General features: G+C 64.4%; 12 protein-coding genes and 1 pseudogene. 4 read left to right on the forward strand and 9 right to left on the reverse strand.

What is annotated here, in order from left to right:
• Nucleotides 1–96: 96 nt before the first annotated feature.
• On the reverse strand, nt 97–804 hold the full coding sequence (locus tag ACO6VM_RS16255) for an SDR family oxidoreductase (protein WP_401058534.1): 708 nt from the start codon (nt 802–804) through the stop codon (nt 97–99).
• Between the two features lie 76 nt (nt 805–880).
• Between ACO6VM_RS16255 and ACO6VM_RS16260 the strand changes: the two genes are divergently transcribed.
• A complete protein-coding gene (locus ACO6VM_RS16260; protein WP_401058532.1) occupies nt 881–1,837 on the forward strand; it encodes an arsenic resistance protein in 957 nt (318 codons plus the stop codon).
• Between the two features lie 140 nt (nt 1,838–1,977).
• Here the strand turns inward: ACO6VM_RS16260 and ACO6VM_RS16265 are convergent, their stop codons facing one another.
• Both ACO6VM_RS16265 and ACO6VM_RS16270 read right to left on the reverse strand, forming a co-directional pair.
• On the reverse strand, nt 1,978–2,448 hold the full coding sequence (locus ACO6VM_RS16265; protein WP_401058688.1) for a histidine phosphatase family protein: 471 nt from the start codon (nt 2,446–2,448) through the stop codon (nt 1,978–1,980).
• A pseudogene (locus ACO6VM_RS16270) lies at nt 2,434–3,628 on the reverse strand (5-methyltetrahydropteroyltriglutamate--homocysteine S-methyltransferase); the annotation flags it as partial. The pseudogene ACO6VM_RS16270 and the gene ACO6VM_RS16265, both read right to left, overlap by 15 nt.
• A 319-nt stretch (nt 3,629–3,947) precedes the next feature.
• Between ACO6VM_RS16270 and ACO6VM_RS16275 the strand changes: the two are divergent.
• A complete protein-coding gene (locus tag ACO6VM_RS16275; RefSeq protein ID WP_422403537.1) occupies nt 3,948–5,498 on the forward strand; it encodes a methylenetetrahydrofolate reductase C-terminal domain-containing protein in 1,551 nt (516 codons plus the stop codon).
• Nucleotides 5,499–5,560: 62 nt separating this feature from the next.
• The gene (locus tag ACO6VM_RS16280; protein WP_401058529.1) at nt 5,561–6,310 is read left to right on the forward strand and encodes a hypothetical protein; all 750 of its coding nucleotides are present in this window, start codon (nt 5,561–5,563) and stop codon (nt 6,308–6,310) included.
• Between the two features lie 198 nt (nt 6,311–6,508).
• On the opposite strand, the gene ACO6VM_RS16285 is transcribed toward ACO6VM_RS16280, so the two are convergent.
• The 5 genes from ACO6VM_RS16285 to ACO6VM_RS16305 all read right to left on the reverse strand — a co-directional run bounded on the left by ACO6VM_RS16285 (nt 6,509) and on the right by ACO6VM_RS16305 (nt 14,345).
• Nucleotides 6,509–10,027 carry a hypothetical protein gene (locus tag ACO6VM_RS16285; protein WP_422403538.1) on the reverse strand — a complete coding sequence of 1,173 codons (3,519 nt, stop codon included), beginning with the start codon at nt 10,025–10,027 and terminating at the stop codon, nt 6,509–6,511.
• A 22-nt stretch (nt 10,028–10,049) separates the two neighbouring features.
• The gene (locus ACO6VM_RS16290; protein ID WP_401058525.1) at nt 10,050–11,657 is read right to left on the reverse strand and encodes a hypothetical protein; all 1,608 of its coding nucleotides are present in this window, start codon (nt 11,655–11,657) and stop codon (nt 10,050–10,052) included.
• Between the two features lie 312 nt (nt 11,658–11,969).
• Nucleotides 11,970–12,734 carry a carbon-nitrogen hydrolase family protein gene (locus tag ACO6VM_RS16295; RefSeq protein WP_401058523.1) on the reverse strand — a complete coding sequence of 255 codons (765 nt, stop codon included), beginning with the start codon at nt 12,732–12,734 and terminating at the stop codon, nt 11,970–11,972.
• A 77-nt stretch (nt 12,735–12,811) separates the two neighbouring features.
• Nucleotides 12,812–13,297 (reverse strand): PIN domain-containing protein, encoded by a 486-nt coding sequence (locus tag ACO6VM_RS16300; protein WP_401058521.1) that lies wholly within the window; start codon nt 13,295–13,297, stop codon nt 12,812–12,814.
• Nucleotides 13,278–14,345, reverse strand: coding sequence for a helix-turn-helix domain-containing protein (locus ACO6VM_RS16305; protein ID WP_401058519.1), 1,068 nt, complete (start codon nt 14,343–14,345; stop codon nt 13,278–13,280). Before ACO6VM_RS16305 ends, ACO6VM_RS16300 begins: the two co-directional genes overlap by 20 nt.
• A gap of 202 nt (nt 14,346–14,547) precedes the next feature.
• Here ACO6VM_RS16305 and ACO6VM_RS16310 point away from each other — a divergent pair, with 202 nt between their 5' ends.
• The gene (locus ACO6VM_RS16310) at nt 14,548–15,141 is read left to right on the forward strand and encodes a hypothetical protein (protein WP_401058517.1); all 594 of its coding nucleotides are present in this window, start codon (nt 14,548–14,550) and stop codon (nt 15,139–15,141) included.
• Nucleotides 15,142–15,210: 69 nt separating this feature from the next.
• Here the strand turns inward: ACO6VM_RS16310 and ACO6VM_RS16315 are convergent, their stop codons facing one another.
• Nucleotides 15,211–15,432 carry a hypothetical protein gene (locus tag ACO6VM_RS16315; protein WP_125857459.1) on the reverse strand — a complete coding sequence of 74 codons (222 nt, stop codon included), beginning with the start codon at nt 15,430–15,432 and terminating at the stop codon, nt 15,211–15,213.
• Nucleotides 15,433–16,078: the final 646 nt, after the last annotated feature.

Below are 16,078 nucleotides of genomic sequence, written 5' to 3' on the forward strand. Positions count from 1 at the left end.
GGGCGGGACCGGCCGCCCCACGGCGAATGGGGGGGGGGGGATCTTGCCGCCCCCCCCCCCCCCCCCCCCCGATAGGGCTGCCGCTTAAGGCTGACCTCAGAAGCGCTCGTCGCGCAGCGCCGGCAAGGTGATGTCACGCACATAGCTGGCAGCGGACAGGCTCAGCATCATCCGGCACACCTGCACCACATCGTGCAGCGGGATCAGCGAACCTTCACCGCGCTGCTCGGCCTGGGCCAACGGCACATCCAGCCCGTCCTCGGTATTGAGGTAGCCCAGGTTCAGGCAACTCACCCCCAACCCCTGCTCGCGGAACCCTTCGCGCAAGGTTTCGGCAATGCCGCGCAAGCCGAACTTGCTGGCACCGAAGGTCACCTCCGGCCGCCCACTCCCCGGCAACGCCGAGGTCGACCCCGTGAGAATGATCCGTGGCCGCGTGCTGTTGAGCAGCACCGGCAACAAACGTTTGATCAGCAGCAACGGCGCCGTGAGGTTGGTGGCGACCATGCGTTCGATCTGCCCGTCGTCATCGTCGAGGAAGCTGTAGCCGTCCTCGAACGCCCGCGCCTCCCAGATCCCGACGTTGTACACCAGCACGTCCAGCCCCTCCCCGGCCACCGCCTCGTGGATCGCCGCCGCAGCCTGGCGCGGCTGGCCGAGGTCGGCCTCGATCCAGCGTACCGCCGCCGGCAGCGCTTCAGGCCGGGTACGCGACACGCCGATCAGCGTATCGCCCGCCTGGCCCAGGCCCTCGACCAGTGCCTTGCCCAATCCCTTGCTCGCACCCACCACTAGAATTCGCATCGAATCACTCCCTATGGTTTGCGCCAGATAGTACCCTGCCCCACCCCGTAATTCAGTCGAAAATGCCAGGACGCCCGTGGACAGAGAGCAACTCGAACGCCAGCAGATCCCCGTTTATTTCATCGCCGTGGTGCTCGCCGCCGCCGTCGGCCTGCTGGCGCCTGCGGCGGCTCGGCCCCTGGAGCTGCTGGTGACCCCGGCCATCGCCGTGCTGATGTATGCGATGTTCCTGCAGATTCCCTTTCTCGACCTACGCGCCGGGCTTGGCAACCGGCGCTTCATCGGCGCGCTGCTGCTGGCCAACTTCGTGCTGGTGCCGCTGCTGGTGTGGGCTGGTACCCGTGGCTTGGTCGACCACCCCGCCGTGCTGGTCGGCGCGCTGCTGGTGCTGCTGACACCCTGCATCGACTACGTGGTGGTGTTCACCCACCTGGGCAAGGGCGAGTCGCGCCTGACCCTGGCCGCCACGCCGGTGCTGTTGCTGGTGCAACTGGCGCTGCTGCCGTTGTACCTGGCGCTGATGCTCGGTGGCGCCCAGCAGGTGGATATCTCGGTGGCGCCGTTCGTGGAGGCCTTCGTGCTGCTGATCGTGCTGCCGCTGTTGCTGGCCGTGGCCACCAGCAGCGGGGCCCGGCGCTCACCGCTGATTGCGCGCTGGAACGACGCCTGGGCGTGGATGCCGGTGCCGGCCATGGCGTTGGTGCTGATTGCGGTGATCGGTTCGCAGATTGGCGTGGTGGTCGGGCGGCTGGATGAGTTGCTGCCGGTGCTGCCGGTGTATGTCGGCTTCGCCTTGCTGGCACCGGTGCTTGGGTGGGCGGCGGCGCGGCTGCTGCGGTTATCCACAGGCGAGGCGCGGGCGGTGACCTTCAGTGCCGCCACGCGTAATTCGCTGGTGGTGTTGCCGTTGGCGTTGGCGCTGCCGGAGCCGATCCGTGCGCTGGCGGCGGCGGCGGTGATTACCCAGACGCTGGTGGAGTTGGTCAGTGAGCTGGTTTATATCCGCGTGGTGCCGGCGTTGGTGCGGCGGTAGGGCCAACAATTTTGCTCAATTCGAGCTCGCTGGGGCCGCTTCGCAGCCCTTTCGCCGGCAAGCCAGCTCCCACAGGGATTCAATGTGGGAGCCGGCTTGCCGGCGAAAGGGGCGCGAAGCGGCCCCAGCGTTCGTAACCGTCAACTCAGCTGTAGCCGCCACTGGCCGTAGTGGCTGAAGCGCACACGGGCCAAGGGCGGTACATCAATACGCTGAAAGGACGCCAACGGCGCCCCCAGCGCATGCAACATCGCAGCGCGGATGACAAAGGGATGGGTGATGGCGACCCACTCACCCTCGGCCAGGGCACTGTCCATCCACTGGGCGACGCGCTGGCACAGCGCAGCGATCGACTCGCCACCATGGGGTGCCACCTGCGGGTCGATAAGCCACAACTGCAGCGCCTGCTCGTCCAGTTGCTTGAGCGGCATGCCTTTCCAACTGCCCAGGTCGCAGTCGCGCAAGCCTTCATCGACTGTCGCGGCCAAGCCCTCGGCAGTCTGCCGGGCGCGTAGCTCGGGGGCACTCAGGTAGCGGGCGGCTGTGGATAACTCACCCAGCTGCCCTGGCGCTTCAAGCAGGGGCTCGTCATCCAGGGCAAAGCGCCCCACCCGCTGCGCTTCGGTGCGGGCGTGGCAGATCAGGGTCAGGTGGGTGGGCTTCATGGCAGGCCGTTTTGGTCGCGGTGGAACCTGCGATGTTGCCTGAACGATCGCGGAGCTGCTACGCAGCGCACAGCCGGGTGGCTTCGAGCTGCTCAAGGGCCTTGGCCAGCATGGCTACGTCCTGGCACTTCTGCACGGCGAAGGCCAGCCCGCTGTTCAGTTGATCAGCGTGTTCCACCGGGCTGTGCAGCAACGAACACGACGGCGCGACCCACAGCCGATCACCCAGACGCTCGTGGGCATGGCGCAGCACATCCAGCGCCGTCTCCAACTCGCCGTGCCCAGCCTGATGGCCGTTGACCACGCCCAGCGACAGCACCTTGTAGGCTGGCAGGCGGTCGAGGAGGGCCGGGAGCTGCTCCGGGGCGCGCACCAGGTCGACGTGCAAGCCATCGACCGGCAGGTTGGCGGCCAGGCCGAGGTTGGCGTCCAGGCCACCGAAGTAGGTGGCGATCAGCTTTTTCAGCGGGGCGCGCTGGAGGATGTTGTAGGTTCGCTCGTAGGCGTTCTTCCAGTCCTGCGGCAGCTCCAGGGCCAGGATCGGCTCGTCGATCTGCACCCATTCCACACCCTGTGCCGCCAGGCGGTTCAGGACCTGGTCGTAGATCGGCAGCAGGCGGTCGAGCAGGTCCAGCTTGTCGAATTGCTCGCCCTTGGCCTTGCCCAGCCACAGGTAGGTCAGCGGGCCGATCAGCACCGGCTTGACCGCATGGCTCAGGGCCATGGCTTCTTCGACTTCCTCGAACAACTGCTCCCAGCTCAGGGCGAATTGCTGGTCGGCGGTGAATTCGGGGGCCAGGTAGCGCTCGTTGGTGTCGAACCACTGGGTCGCATCCTGGGCTACGGCGAACAGGGTTTGCAGCGTCGGCTTGGCACCGTCCTTGGCCTTGATCACGCCGAAGGTCAGCGAGTGGGTCAGCACCTGGTCATGCCAGGCAAAGTCGCCGACCGGCAGCAGCTCGATGCCGGCGGCCTTCTGCGCCTGCCAATGCGCGGCGCGCAGGCCACGGGCCACGGCACGCAGACCGGCCTCGTCCAGCTCGCCCTTGCAGAACGCCGCCTGGGCTTGCTTCAGCTCAGGGTTGCGAGCGATGCAGGAGAAACCCAGGTTGTGTGCCAGTGCCATGTTCGTGTCCCTAGATGCTTGAAATTGAATGAGGGCATTCTGCTGGGGCTGAAGAAGTGAGACAAACTCATAAAATTTGAGATGAAATCAAAGTTTGCTCATGATCCTATGCCAGGTCCGGCCTTGATGGCCCTATCGCTGGCAAGCCAGCTCCCACAAGGTCTGCGAGGCTCCTGTGGGAGCCGGCTTGCCGGCGATGAGGCCATTGGGATCAACCCCGAATGTCTCAAACAACACACTCCCCCGCGCAACCAGACATGCCCCGCGCACCAATCTGCTGCACACTGCCACCCTGCCCAAACCCGGTAGCCCGCACACCATGAGCCTGCTGAAAACGACCCTGGACGCCAACGCCTTCGCCTGCATCCTCGAGTTCGTCCCCAAGCCCAGCGCCGAGCGCTTCGCCACGCTGGACACCCTCATGGCCCGCACCCAGCTGTGCGGCTGGCCGCTGACCGTGGCCATCGGCGACCGCGTCGGCAGTGCCCTGGACATGTCGCCGCTGGACGCCTTCGCCAGCCTGGCCGAACCCGTCCCCGCCCTGCTGCACTTCTCGGGCAAGGACCGCGAACGCCGCGACCTGCTCGCCCAGCTGCAACGCATGGACGCCGCCGGCCTGGACCAGTTGCTGGTGCTCACCGGCGACCGCCTGCCCGGCCACACCCCAGGCCAGCGCCCGGTGCGCTACCTCGAATCCGTCGCCGCGTTGCAGATCGTGCGCCAGGCCCGCCCGCACTGGCTGCTGGCCGCCGCGCTCAACCCGTTCAAGTACCAGGAAGCCGAGGGCGGCGCGCAGTATTTCAAGGCCGAGAAGAAACTGGCCGCGGGTGCCGACCTGTTCATCCTGCAGCTGGGTTTCGACATCGAGAAACACCAGGAAGCGTACGACTGGATGCAGCGCCAGCCCCGGCCGAAACCGCTGATGGCCTGCATCATGGCGCTGACCGAAGGCCGCGCCGGCATGCTCGATCACGTCGCCGGGGTGACCGTTACGCCGTCGATGCGCGCCTTGCTGGCCGCAGAAACCGCGGTGTCCAAGCAGTACGCCAAGGACCGCGCCAACCAGCGCCTGGCCTTGCAAGTGATCGGCCTGAAATTGATGGGCTATGCCGGCGTGCACCTGTCCGGCATTCATGATGTCGCCCAGTTCGAAGCGCTGGAGCAGGCCATCACTGAACTGCAACCGCTGTTCACGACGCTCCAGGATTGGACGCCCGCCTGGCATGCGGCCTGGCAAGAGCCTGGCCTGCCAGCCGTCACCTTCCACCCGCCCGGGCACGCCTGGCGCCTCGGGCAACGGCAGATCACCGCGTCGAAAAAAGAGAAAGCCCGCTACCACCTGCTGGCAGCGATGCACCATCAGCTGTTCAGCCGCACCACGCCGCTGAGCAAAGCCTTCGGCTGGGCCGTGACCCGACCGTTATGGCGCAACCCGACGGCAGCGCAATGGCTGCATCAGCTGGAACGGCGCATCAAACGGCCGATGGTGGGCTGCGATACCTGCGGCAGTTGCCGGTTGGAGGACACGCTGTACATCTGCCCCGAGACCTGCCCCAAAGGGCTGGCGAACGGGCCCTGCGGCGGAACCAGCCTGGACCGCTGCGAGTTTGGCGACCGCGAGTGCGTGCACAGCGCCAAGTACCGGCTGGCGGTGAGTGTGGGGCGGGCCGAGGTGCTGAGCGAGCGGTTGATCCCCTGTGTGCAGGTAGAGAACCGACATCGCAGTTCGTGGCCGGTGTGGTTCGAGGCTGGGACACCACAACCTCATGGGCCCGTGCCGAGGAACGAAGATGATGAGGCCCTGCTTGCCACGACACCTGAGCGCAAGGCTGCGCCCCGGCGGGTGAAGGCCACGCTGGAAGATCTATAAGGCCGCATCGGCACCCTCACTCGGCCGTGCTAGCCTGTGGCTTTCTCGCCCACGCGTGCCCCATGATCTGCCTTATCGACGACGGAATCGCCCCCGACACGCTCCCCCATGGCTTTGTGGCCGGCGGCATCAATTTCTCCGACGACGGCGCCGAGCACCAGTTCCAGGCTGGCCCGCACAGCCACGGTACCGCCATGGCGCAAACCCTGTTCGAAAGCTGCCCGCAGCGGCGCTTGTTCGTGGTCAGGCTGCTGGACCGGCACGGTCATCTGAACGATGTCGAACGCCTGATCACGGTGTTCGACTGGCTGGTTCGGCAACGGGCAGCACTGGGCATCACGCTGGTGTGCGCACCGCTGGCAGACAACGCCTTGCACACCACCGACGAAGCCTTTCGCCAAACGCCGCTGGCCGAGCATGTGGCGCAGCTGCGCAGGGCCGGCGTGCCAACACTGATGCCAGCAGGCAACCGCAACGTATCGGCCAGCGCTATCGACCGGCCAGGCATGGCCTGGCCCGCCATCCTCAGGGAAGTGATCAGCGTCGGCGCGTTGTCAGGCGATCACGGCCACAGCTTGCACGACACCAGCAAACGCCTTGCCGCCAGCCCCGGCAGCCCGTGCGCGACCACCTTGTTCACCCACCCCGGCAGCCCGGGGCAAACCAGCGGGGCGACCGCACGGGCCGCCGGCATCATGGCTGCCGCGCAACTGCGCTGTCCCGGCATCGCTGTGCAAGCCTGCCTGGATCAGCTATGCCGCCCCTGGGCGGACCAACACAGGCAGCCCTGGCCCGTGTTGGTCGATGCCTAGGTTTTGTACGAAAAGTATGCTTATCCATCGTTGTGGGAGCGGCGGTTCGCCGATGCGACTTGTCCCGCGATCTGCCGCAACCCGGCAGCAAAGCCCGAATTCACGGCGTATTTGATATCGGGCACAGAAGTGCTTCGCACACCATCGCGGGGCAAGCCCGCTCCCACAAAACTTTTCATACAGAGCCCAGGCCCCCCGTCAGATCTTGGGCGCCCCTGTGCCATGCCGGAACATGCCCACCATGAAGTCGAAGGCGAAGGCGCCGGCGGTGGCAGCCGCCACGACCTTCCCGCGCGTGAGGGGCTCGGGATAGAAGGTGCAAGCCTTGTAGGCCGTGAGGGCGCTGTTACGGGCCACGAACTGTAATGCCTCCAATAGCTGGGGGTCATCTTCGTAGGCCAGCGCGAGCAACTTCATGGCGGACTGCATCGTCATGAACATCATCTCCACCCCGTTGGCCGTTTCCGCCGAATCCACGTTGTCCAGGTGGTAGCTCGACAGGTTCTCTTCTCGGCCCTGGTAGAGGTGCCAGCCCTTGTAGGCGATCCCGCTGACACCAAGCCAGAAGACGATGTACCTGAGTTGGTTTGCCGCAGCGGAAGGCGCGTCATTCGCTCGCCAGGGCGCCTTGAGCAGGAGCAACCCCGCCTTGCCTGACAGCAGCAGGCAATCGAGCGGTTTGGTCGCCTTCTGTGCCTTGGCCCCGGTCATGGCCGAGGCCATGCCCATGGACAGCACCGCCATGCCTACATAGGTGCTGACCACGTCTTTGAGGTAGTCGAGCGCCGAGGCATTGGCACTCGACTGCGCCGTCAGCGCGCCGGTGAGCGCGGGTCGGCTGGCCAGCACCGGCGCCAAGGGGCGGTCTCCCATGAACAGTTTGTAGGTGACCGTGCCGAGCACCGAGGGTACGAACAGAATGATGTCGATCAGCCGCACACCGGTATCCAGGGACTTGCCCGTGAGCAAGGCGAAGGTCTTCTCGATGAACGGGAAGCTGATTCTGGCGAACAGGATCCGGCGCAACAAGTCGACAAAGCCGGCCACCGAGTCGATGAGTTTTTCGACCAGTGCCTGGGTTGCGATCGTGACTTTTTTGGCGGCGTTGAGCACCAGCGCGTAAAGGATGCGGGTCAGCTTGTCGAGGTCGAAGTCCGCCAGGGTGAAGCCTTGTGGCCCGAGGATGTGCTGGAAACTCTCCTGCAAGGTCGGGCCGGAATTGGCGAACGCCGACATCTGCTTGTCGAACGCCGAGGTCATCCCCTCGAATGTCATGGCTTCTGGCATTTCCACCTTCACCACCAAGGCGACGATGCTGCCGAGCAGGTCCATCATCCCGCCGCCCGGGCCGCTATGGGACACGTTCTGCTGCTTGTGCCTGGCCTCGCGCTGCGCTTGGGTGACGCTGCCGGAACCTGGTGGGACCGGCTGTTTTTGCCAATCGCCGATGAGGTTCAGCTCGACACTTTTTTGATCGATGGCCTTGATCGCCTTTTCGAAGGCGGGGGTGGTTACCTTGCGCAGGTCATGGATGCGCGTGGCCAACATCTTCAGTTCTTCGCCGATGAAATCGGCCATGGTTTCACGCACAGCCGAGATGTCGCCCCAGTCGAACAGGAACTTGGCATAGCTCCAGACCTTGTCGATGCCGGTGCGCACCTGCTGCCACAGCCAGCTGAAGAACCCGCCGATCTTCTCCAGGGTATCGAGCACGAAGCGCTTCACCTTGCCGGCCACTTCGCAGACGAACTCGACCACGCCGCTGACCTTGCGGATCAGGAAGGCCACTGGCGAGTCCTCGTGGCGCCACAACCCCTCCAGCAGGTCGGAAAGCGACTGGCCCAGGCCAGGCAGGATCACCGCAGCGGCCGTCGACGCACCCGCCAGGGCCGACACCGGCGGGGCCTGCAACTGCCCCTGGCGGCTGGAAACCGCCAGGCAGAAGTCGTCCGCCACGTGCCGGGTATCGAGAGAAGAATGGAAACCTTGCTCGCCATCACGCAAGCGCACGCCAGTGGCCTGATCGCCGCCGACCAGTACCGCTGCCTGGCGCAACACCGCCAGCAGCGTCTCCACCGTGCGCGTGCCTTCCTTGCCATGCAACGCCTGCGGCAACAGCTTGCCCTGCCCCCCGGGCAGTTCGGCGCCCTGCAGTTCAGCGGCGCTCATGCCGGTGAACCGTTGGTACAACGAGGCGGCCGGGTTGATCTCCAGCACCTGCTCCAGCCCTTCGAGGCTCAGCTCATAGGACGCCGGGGTGAACGACAGGGCCCGGTTGAAGATGCGCAGGTTGCCACTGAGGTCCGTCCGCACCCGCACCGGGTCCTGCGGGCCGACGAACAGGCTGCGCCCATTGACCACCAGGGTGGACAGCACCGAGGTCCGCAGCTGCAGCGTGGCTTCGCCACGGGGAATGCCCGCAGGGTCGAGCACGCTGATGTTGGTGGAGAAGCAGGTGATGCTGGCCGACGCTTCTGGGTCGGCCACGCGGATCAAGGTCTCTTGCCAGTGCCCCTCGGCATCACGCCATTGGTGGGCCGCCTGGCCGTTCTCGTAGACCACCAGCACACTGCCAGTGAGCTTGTCGTCGCCCACCACGGGCGCCAGGTCCAGCACCTGCCGGCGCAGCGCTACCGGCTCGCCCCAGGCGGCGGACAGGCCGGCGCGCTGGGCCACCAACAGCGTGCCGTCACTTTGCAGCGCCCATACGCTGGTGGCCCCGTCCGCAGCTTCGCAGACGCTGAGCTGGAGCACATCGTGCGCAAGGCCGGCCGGGATGACCGACTCGAACTCGGCATCGTCCTGCTCGGCGAGGCTTTCCGCCGGCAGGCGCCAGACGCCCTTGCCAGCCACGTACACGTCAGTGCCCATCCAGCGGGTCTGCCCCATGGCCATCACCCGCGCGCCCGCCGGGCAGAGGAACGCAGACCCCGAGGTGATCTCGGGGCGGCCATCCTTGAACTGCGGCAATTTGCGCGCATTGAGCAGCAGCTGGCGGTCGCTACGCCCCAACCCCAAGGTATGCAACGCGGGCCGGCCCTCGATCATGCCCACATCGAAATCGAGGATTTCGCCGATATCACGCACAACACTGAACCGCACGCAGTGCGCTTTCAGGGACGCCGGTGTGTTGCTGCGCACCAGGTAAGCGTCCTGCCCCGCAGAGCCCGCGGCGCTGATCAGCACCGCCCACACGCCATCGTCCCCTGGCTGCACGCGCAAGGCATCGATCGCCAGGCCATCACGGGTGCCGTGGTCACGCCAGGGCAACTGCTGCCAGTCGATGGTCTGCGCATCGAAACCGTAGGCCACCAGCAGCCGCGAGGCCCCGACGCCCTCATCGAGGGCCACGGCCAGGGTGGTCAGCTCCTTGCCGTCGACCATGGCCCAAGCGGCCGCGAAGGCGACCACCTTGTCGTGCAGTGGCAGGCTCTGCCAGCCCGCGGAGCTTTCGTCGTCGCGGCGCACCAGTGACAGCCGCTGCCCATTGCCCAGCGTGATCACCATGGGCTGCACGGCCACGCCACGACGGTCCGGCAGCGCCACCATGCGCTGCTGGAAGCGGCCCTTGGTGTTCGGGTCGATCAGGTCGTCCCGGCCAAAGGTGCGGGCGGGCTCGATGTAGTCGATGATGTCGCTGCCGACGGTGAAGCTTGCGTGCAGGGTGTTGTGGCCATCGAGCGCGTCGAGGTGCACCACTTGAGATGTTTTTTGCATGGACAGTGCTCCTTGAGGGCGCTCAGACATCGCGATGAAGGACGTTGATGACCAGGTCCAGATGCTGGTTGAAACGCGGCTCGCGGAAGAAGAAGGTCTCCTCGCCTGGCGGGACGAAAGCCAGGTTGCCCATCTCCAGGTTGACGTCCCTGAACACGCCCTCGAGCATGCCGATGATCGCGTCGCGCGATGCGCCCAGCCAGTCGCCCGCGATCCCCACGTCCCAACTGTTGTTGATGCGCGTGAAGAACTGGGTGATGGCCCAGGTATCGCCCTGATCGTCGTTTTTGCCGGTGACCGGCGTGAAGGTGGGCGCGAACACCGGCACCACCGAGCATTTGGCACCCTGGCCTTGGGTACTCAGCGACATGCTGCCGCCGATGTCGGTATTGCGGGTGGCCGTGGCGCGCGAGTGCATGTCCCAGGAAGTGGTGCGATCCCGGTCCAGATGGCCGCGGAGCCGGCCGTCGAGCAGGAACCGGTTACCCTCGACGAGCTTGATCTCAAGCTTCAGGTGCTTGTCCAGGGCGAGCTGGAGGTCGCCGTCCTTCCACTGGTAATGCTTGCTGCCCTGCAGGAACAGCGAGTTGCCGTCACGCTCGAAACTCAGCACTTCGAGAAAATCCAGCTCAGGGTGCTTGAGCCTGCCCGCGTTGGCTTGCAGGCTGTTTTCCTGCGCCATGCGCTCAACTTCACGTTTGAGTGCCTGCTTGAGGCTGTTGAGCAGGTGCTGGATGAACAGGTCCTTGCGCAACACCATCAGGCCTGCGAACAAGCCATCGGAGCCGTCCGCGAACATGTAGCTGGGCCAGATCCCCTGACTGCGGCACAAGGCGTCCTGCTTGGCGGTATCGTCGGGCAGCGTGTGCCCCCCTTCCGTGACGCACAGGTAGTCGATGGTGTGGGTAAGATCGGGTTTGACCCCCGCGACATGCTCCCTGACCAGGCGGAACAGGTAGTCCTCCATAAACAGACTGGGCGGCCGCTTGGCCGCACGCGGCACCACCGAAGCCATCAGCAGCAGGCCATTGGGGCCATTGATGCCGCTGTCGGCGATCCAGGTCTCGATGCACGCCCCCAGCTGGGAGCGCGCCTCGATCGACAGCGTGGCATCCTCGGGCGTATGCAACTGCGGGATCATCAGCGCTTCGGGCCGGGTCAGGGTGAGGAACAGGCATTCGATGGAAAACTGCCCCTCGGCCAGCCTGAAGTGCTCCAACTGCCGGGTCACCCCCTCGGCGCACTGTCGATTGTGCTTGTACAACTGCTCGCGGCTGACCGTGCGCTTGCGCACCATCGAGCGGATCGACAGGGAGTACTTGTGAATGGGCAGTTCGACGGGGTCGCTGCCACTCATATAGGCCAGCGTACCGTCGAGCAGCTCGAAGGTCGTCATCACCTCCTGGCTCGCCATGCGCTGCGCATCCATTGACAACGTTGGGCTGCCGAGGTTGGCCTGCAGGCGGGTGGTGGAGGGTTGCTTGCGATGATTGAGCGGCGTGGCCAGGATCGTGAACGGCGTGGAGGCCCTGCGGTTCCATACCCGCCAGGCCTCTTCGAACTGACAGCAGAGCCCGCGTTGATTCAGCGACAGCGCAATATCGAAATCTTTCAGAGGGGTCGTGTCCATGTAGCTTGCAGCCTCGATTGCTGAGTGAGCACAGCAAGGAACCTGAGCAACCTACCTGTCGCGCCCACGTCCCTGCGTTCGCCGATAAATGGCCAGTAGCCATCATTCGGCAGCGTAACTCAACCGATCGGTTTTTTGTATGACGATCTGACAAGGCGTTTGAGGGCGTTGGACCAAGCCCAGCAAGGCTTGGACGGGCGCTGCAAACGCGGTATTGCAAGGCTCACTGCCTTCATGGTGACAGTGATGGTTGGAGATCACGCAGGGCTTGGCGCCGAAGTGCAGCCACGGATCAACCGATTACCCCAACGATCAGCCGAGATGCTCGGCCACCAAGACCTCACACCCCTGCCAGTCGGCAGCCTGCCTGGTGACAACCAGCAACCGATTCCCATCACCTGAGATAGCCGCAACACACCGCCCCTGCTCATCCCAGCAGGCACTTCGCCCGGCCGCTGCCCAGCCACCCGTGACACCGCCATGGTTGGCCATTAGCACCACCATGGCATGCCGCTGTGCATAACTTTGCAACAAGGCGCTATCCGCTGGATAACCCGTTTCGCCAATGAGCACGCCGGTTGCATACACCTGCGCGCCACGCTGCGCCGCCTGGGCGGGATGCTCGGGATGGGTGAAATCGGCGCACACCGACAAGGCCACGGGCACGCCGGCGACAGACAGCAACTCGCCCCCGCTCCCCGCGCCGAAGAACACGTCTTCGCCGGTATGCAGATGTTGCTTGGTGTAGGCGGTAATCGAGCCATCCGGGTGGAGGATGCACGCCGCGATGTGGGGCTTGTCCTGGCCCGGCACCTTGAGCGGCACGCCGACCACCGTGGTCATACCCGCCGCTTGGGCGAATTGGCGCAGCGGCGCCAGCAGTGGCGTGTCCAGGCCCTGGGCCAGGGCACTGGCCGTATTGAGTGCGTAGCCGGTGAGGGACAGCTCGGGGAAGAGCAGCAGCGTTACGCCGTGCTTATGGGCGTGGCGCATGAAAGCCAGGTGCAAGGCCAGGTTGGCGGTGATATCGCCATCGCGAATGGCGCACTGGGCGGCGGCGAAAATGGCTTGCGGCATGGGCGTCTCCTGGCAAGGTTGGCAGACTCTGCGCAACCGTTATCCAGAAGACAACCCCCGGCCTCGTAAACCCGCCTTCAACGATAAAAGTCATCCAACCGCTGATGGGCAATTGACCAAGGCAGCCGTCGTGCATTCGCCCGCATCCGACGATAAGCCTCATGGGCCTGATCGACAGTGATGACAGCGTTTCGAACAAGCTCCTCGACCACCCAGAGCGTGCCTTTCACCTCGACTGCTTCCTGCACGGCTGCTTTGCGCAGCGCTTCGTCCCCGGATAACAGCGGACACTTTTCTTGCCTTGCCAGCGCCAACGCGAAGCAGTCGTTGCGGCCAGGCCCGCTGACTCGGCCTATCAGTTCCATGGCATACAGCAGGGTGGATGGGCTCAGCTCAGCCAGCTCAAGCCCCATGCGCAACAGATGGGCATGCTGCGCTTCGAGCTCATCGAAATAGAGGATGTCCGGCACTGTGAACTGGTAAGGCAGCGTGAAGAGTTGAGCCAGTAGCTCGCCCTCTTCAAGGTCGATCAGGATGTTGGCATCACTGATGAGTAGCTGCATCCAGTAACTCCAGTTTGCGCGCCTGGTGGAACTGGTAGACCGTCATGCCCAGCAGCTCCGCCGCCTTGGATTCGCCGACAATCCCCTCCCCCAGCGCGCGGTAGACCAGTTGCTGGAACAGCCGCGTGGTTTCTGGCCGGTACGCCGCACCAGGCTCCTGTTTGCGCCAGCCCTGTTTGGCGAACACCAGGAACAACCGCTCGCGCACGGCGTGCGGGATGATCTCCAGGTCCCCAGCGCGATACAGGCAACCCTGCATGCTGAGGCCATATTCAGCCTTGAGCAGGTACAACTCGCGAACCTCCAGCATGTGGCGGGTATCGCCCAGGTGCTGCCGCATGGCGCTGGCAGGCACCAGCAATGCCGAGGCAAAACGGTTACAGGCCTTTTCCTCATCCAGCGCTTCGGCCAACCGACCGTGCATCAACAGGTGGCCAAGTTCGTGGGCCAGAGTGAATCGCTGACGATCGCCCGGCCAGTCCGCCGACACCACAATGACCGGCTGCCCCGCCACGCTGGCCTGCAAACCGTCGAATTTCGCCTGTGCATCGACCTGGGTGATGATCACCAGAATCCCGTGTGTCTCCAGCACGTCGATCAAGTCTGGGATGGGGCTCGAACCGAGGCCCCACAGCTGCCGCACCTGGTCGGCCAGGCTGTCGACCGCCTGCAGCGAAGCAACCTCATCAGGCAGGCCTGCTGGCACGCTGAACGACTGCACGGGATAGGCCGGCCACAGGTTGATCAGCTCTTGCCAGCGCTCCGCCTGATCCAGCACATCGGCCTCGATGCGTTTCAGGATTGCCTTGGGAGTACTGCAACGCTTGCGGTACTCGACCCCCGCCAGCTCGACCTTGGCCGGGCGGAAGAAATACTCGGCGCGCACCGACAGCGCCTTGCACAAACGCACGAGCACGCCGGAACTGGGCATGCTCTGGTCATGTTCGTATTTCTTGATCATGTTGGCGCTCACGCCCACCAGATCGCCTAGCGCCTGCATCGACAGGCCAGCAGCAGCGCGGGCACGTTTGAGCCGCTCGCCGATCATCGGCTGACTCCCTCGGTTTACGAATATAAAAAATATTCGAGAAATATAAACCCGATAAGCCTGACCGTCGAGGCATGGGCAACGGCCGTACTGGCCGCAGTCTGGGATCGCACGGCCGGCCACTGATTCATATGCGCCTGCAAAGCCTGTATAAAGCGCCCGCGACCTGCGATCCCGACGTCAGCAAAAAGGAACCCCCTCCATGCTTCGGCTCTCGATGCCAGCCCTGCTCCTGGCGCTTGCCGGCTGTGCCACCAAGCCCCCTGCCAACCCCGACAACCTCTGCGAGATCTTCCGCGAGAAGCCGAAATGGCACGAGGCGGCGCTGAAGATGCAGGCGCGCTGGGGTGCGCCGGTGCAAGTGCCGATGGCGATGATGTACCAGGAATCCTCGTTCAAGCACGACGCACTGCCGCCGCGCTATTACTTCCTCGGCATCATCCCCTGGGGCCGGGTCAGCACCGCCTACGGCTACGCCCAGGCCAAGGACGAGACCTGGGCCGACTACAAGCGCGAAGCCGGCGGCTGGGGCGCCGCCCGCGACGACTTCGCCGATGCCGTCGACTTCATGGGCTGGTACATGCAGAAGAGCCAACGGGTGAATGGCGTGTCCAAGTGGGACGCCTACGGCCAGTACCTGAATTACCACGAAGGCTGGGGCGGCTACCGCAACCGCAGCTATGACGCCAAGCCGTGGTTGCTGAACGTCTCGCAGAAGGTTCAGGCACGGGCGGAGGTGTTTGGGGCGCAGTATCGGAGCTGTGAACAGGAGCTTTCGCGGGGTGGGTGGTTCTGATAGGCCCAGCCGATAGAGGCCACGCGAGAGGGCCGCAAAGCGGCCCCTGTAACGCGTAGCATCAGCCGTTCATATCCCCTCTTCTCTCATCGCCTCCAGCTTGCCGACCTGCTCGCTGGCCAGCCGGCTGATGATCCGGATTGCCTGGTGGATCCCCGCCGTGTTGCGGAAGCTCAGTTGCGGGTTGTGTTCGCATTCCAGCATTTCGTCGTGCTGGACCAGGGCTTCGCCTAGCAGTTCGAGGGTCCAGGCATAGCTTTGGATGGTGGACAGGCGCTCGTGGTCAGTCATGGGGCACCTCACGGGTGGCGAGGGACTGGCTGTCGATTGGGTAGAAGGTTGGGGATGGGGTGGCCGCGAGGGTTGGGCGGCGGAGAGCGGATGCGAGGATCTTGCTCAGAATGCGAATAAGCATGCATGAGACTCCAAGTTTGGGTTTGGAGCGGCCACGATCCTTCCTACGGGATTGGGTGGCAGCTGTGTATGGGGTAGGAATACCGGGAAACTTGGAACCCGGCCAGGCCGAAGCCTGCCCACACACAGCCGCCATGGCACAGCGCAGCAGGCACAAAAAAAGCGCCAGCCGTTGTGATGGGGCGCCCAGTGCGTGCGCCAAGTTTACCAGCAGGTTCCTACACCTGGCCGCAGATTTTGCTGCGACTAGAGGGGAATTTATTCTCTGGAGCTTTCTGGAGCAAGGTTCTTGATATTAGGAAATGGCGATTGATAGTGTAGGAAATGACCTGCACAGAGGGTTAGGAAGCGCCGTGATTGAGAGCAACATAACCCGAAAAGTTAGGTTGTCCGCGAGCGAATCGTCAAAGTGTTCGGATAGCAACTCATCAAGGGTTGTGACCAAGGCTCTGGCGCTTACGAACAATGTGTCCTTCGGCACGACAATCATCCAATGCTGTGCAGCATCTCGCATTGTGTCTAA

Origin of the sequence: Pseudomonas sp. GZD-209, from assembly GCF_049310485.1 — a bacterium.
GTDB classification, from domain to species: domain Bacteria; phylum Pseudomonadota; class Gammaproteobacteria; order Pseudomonadales; family Pseudomonadaceae; genus Aquipseudomonas; species Aquipseudomonas sichuanensis.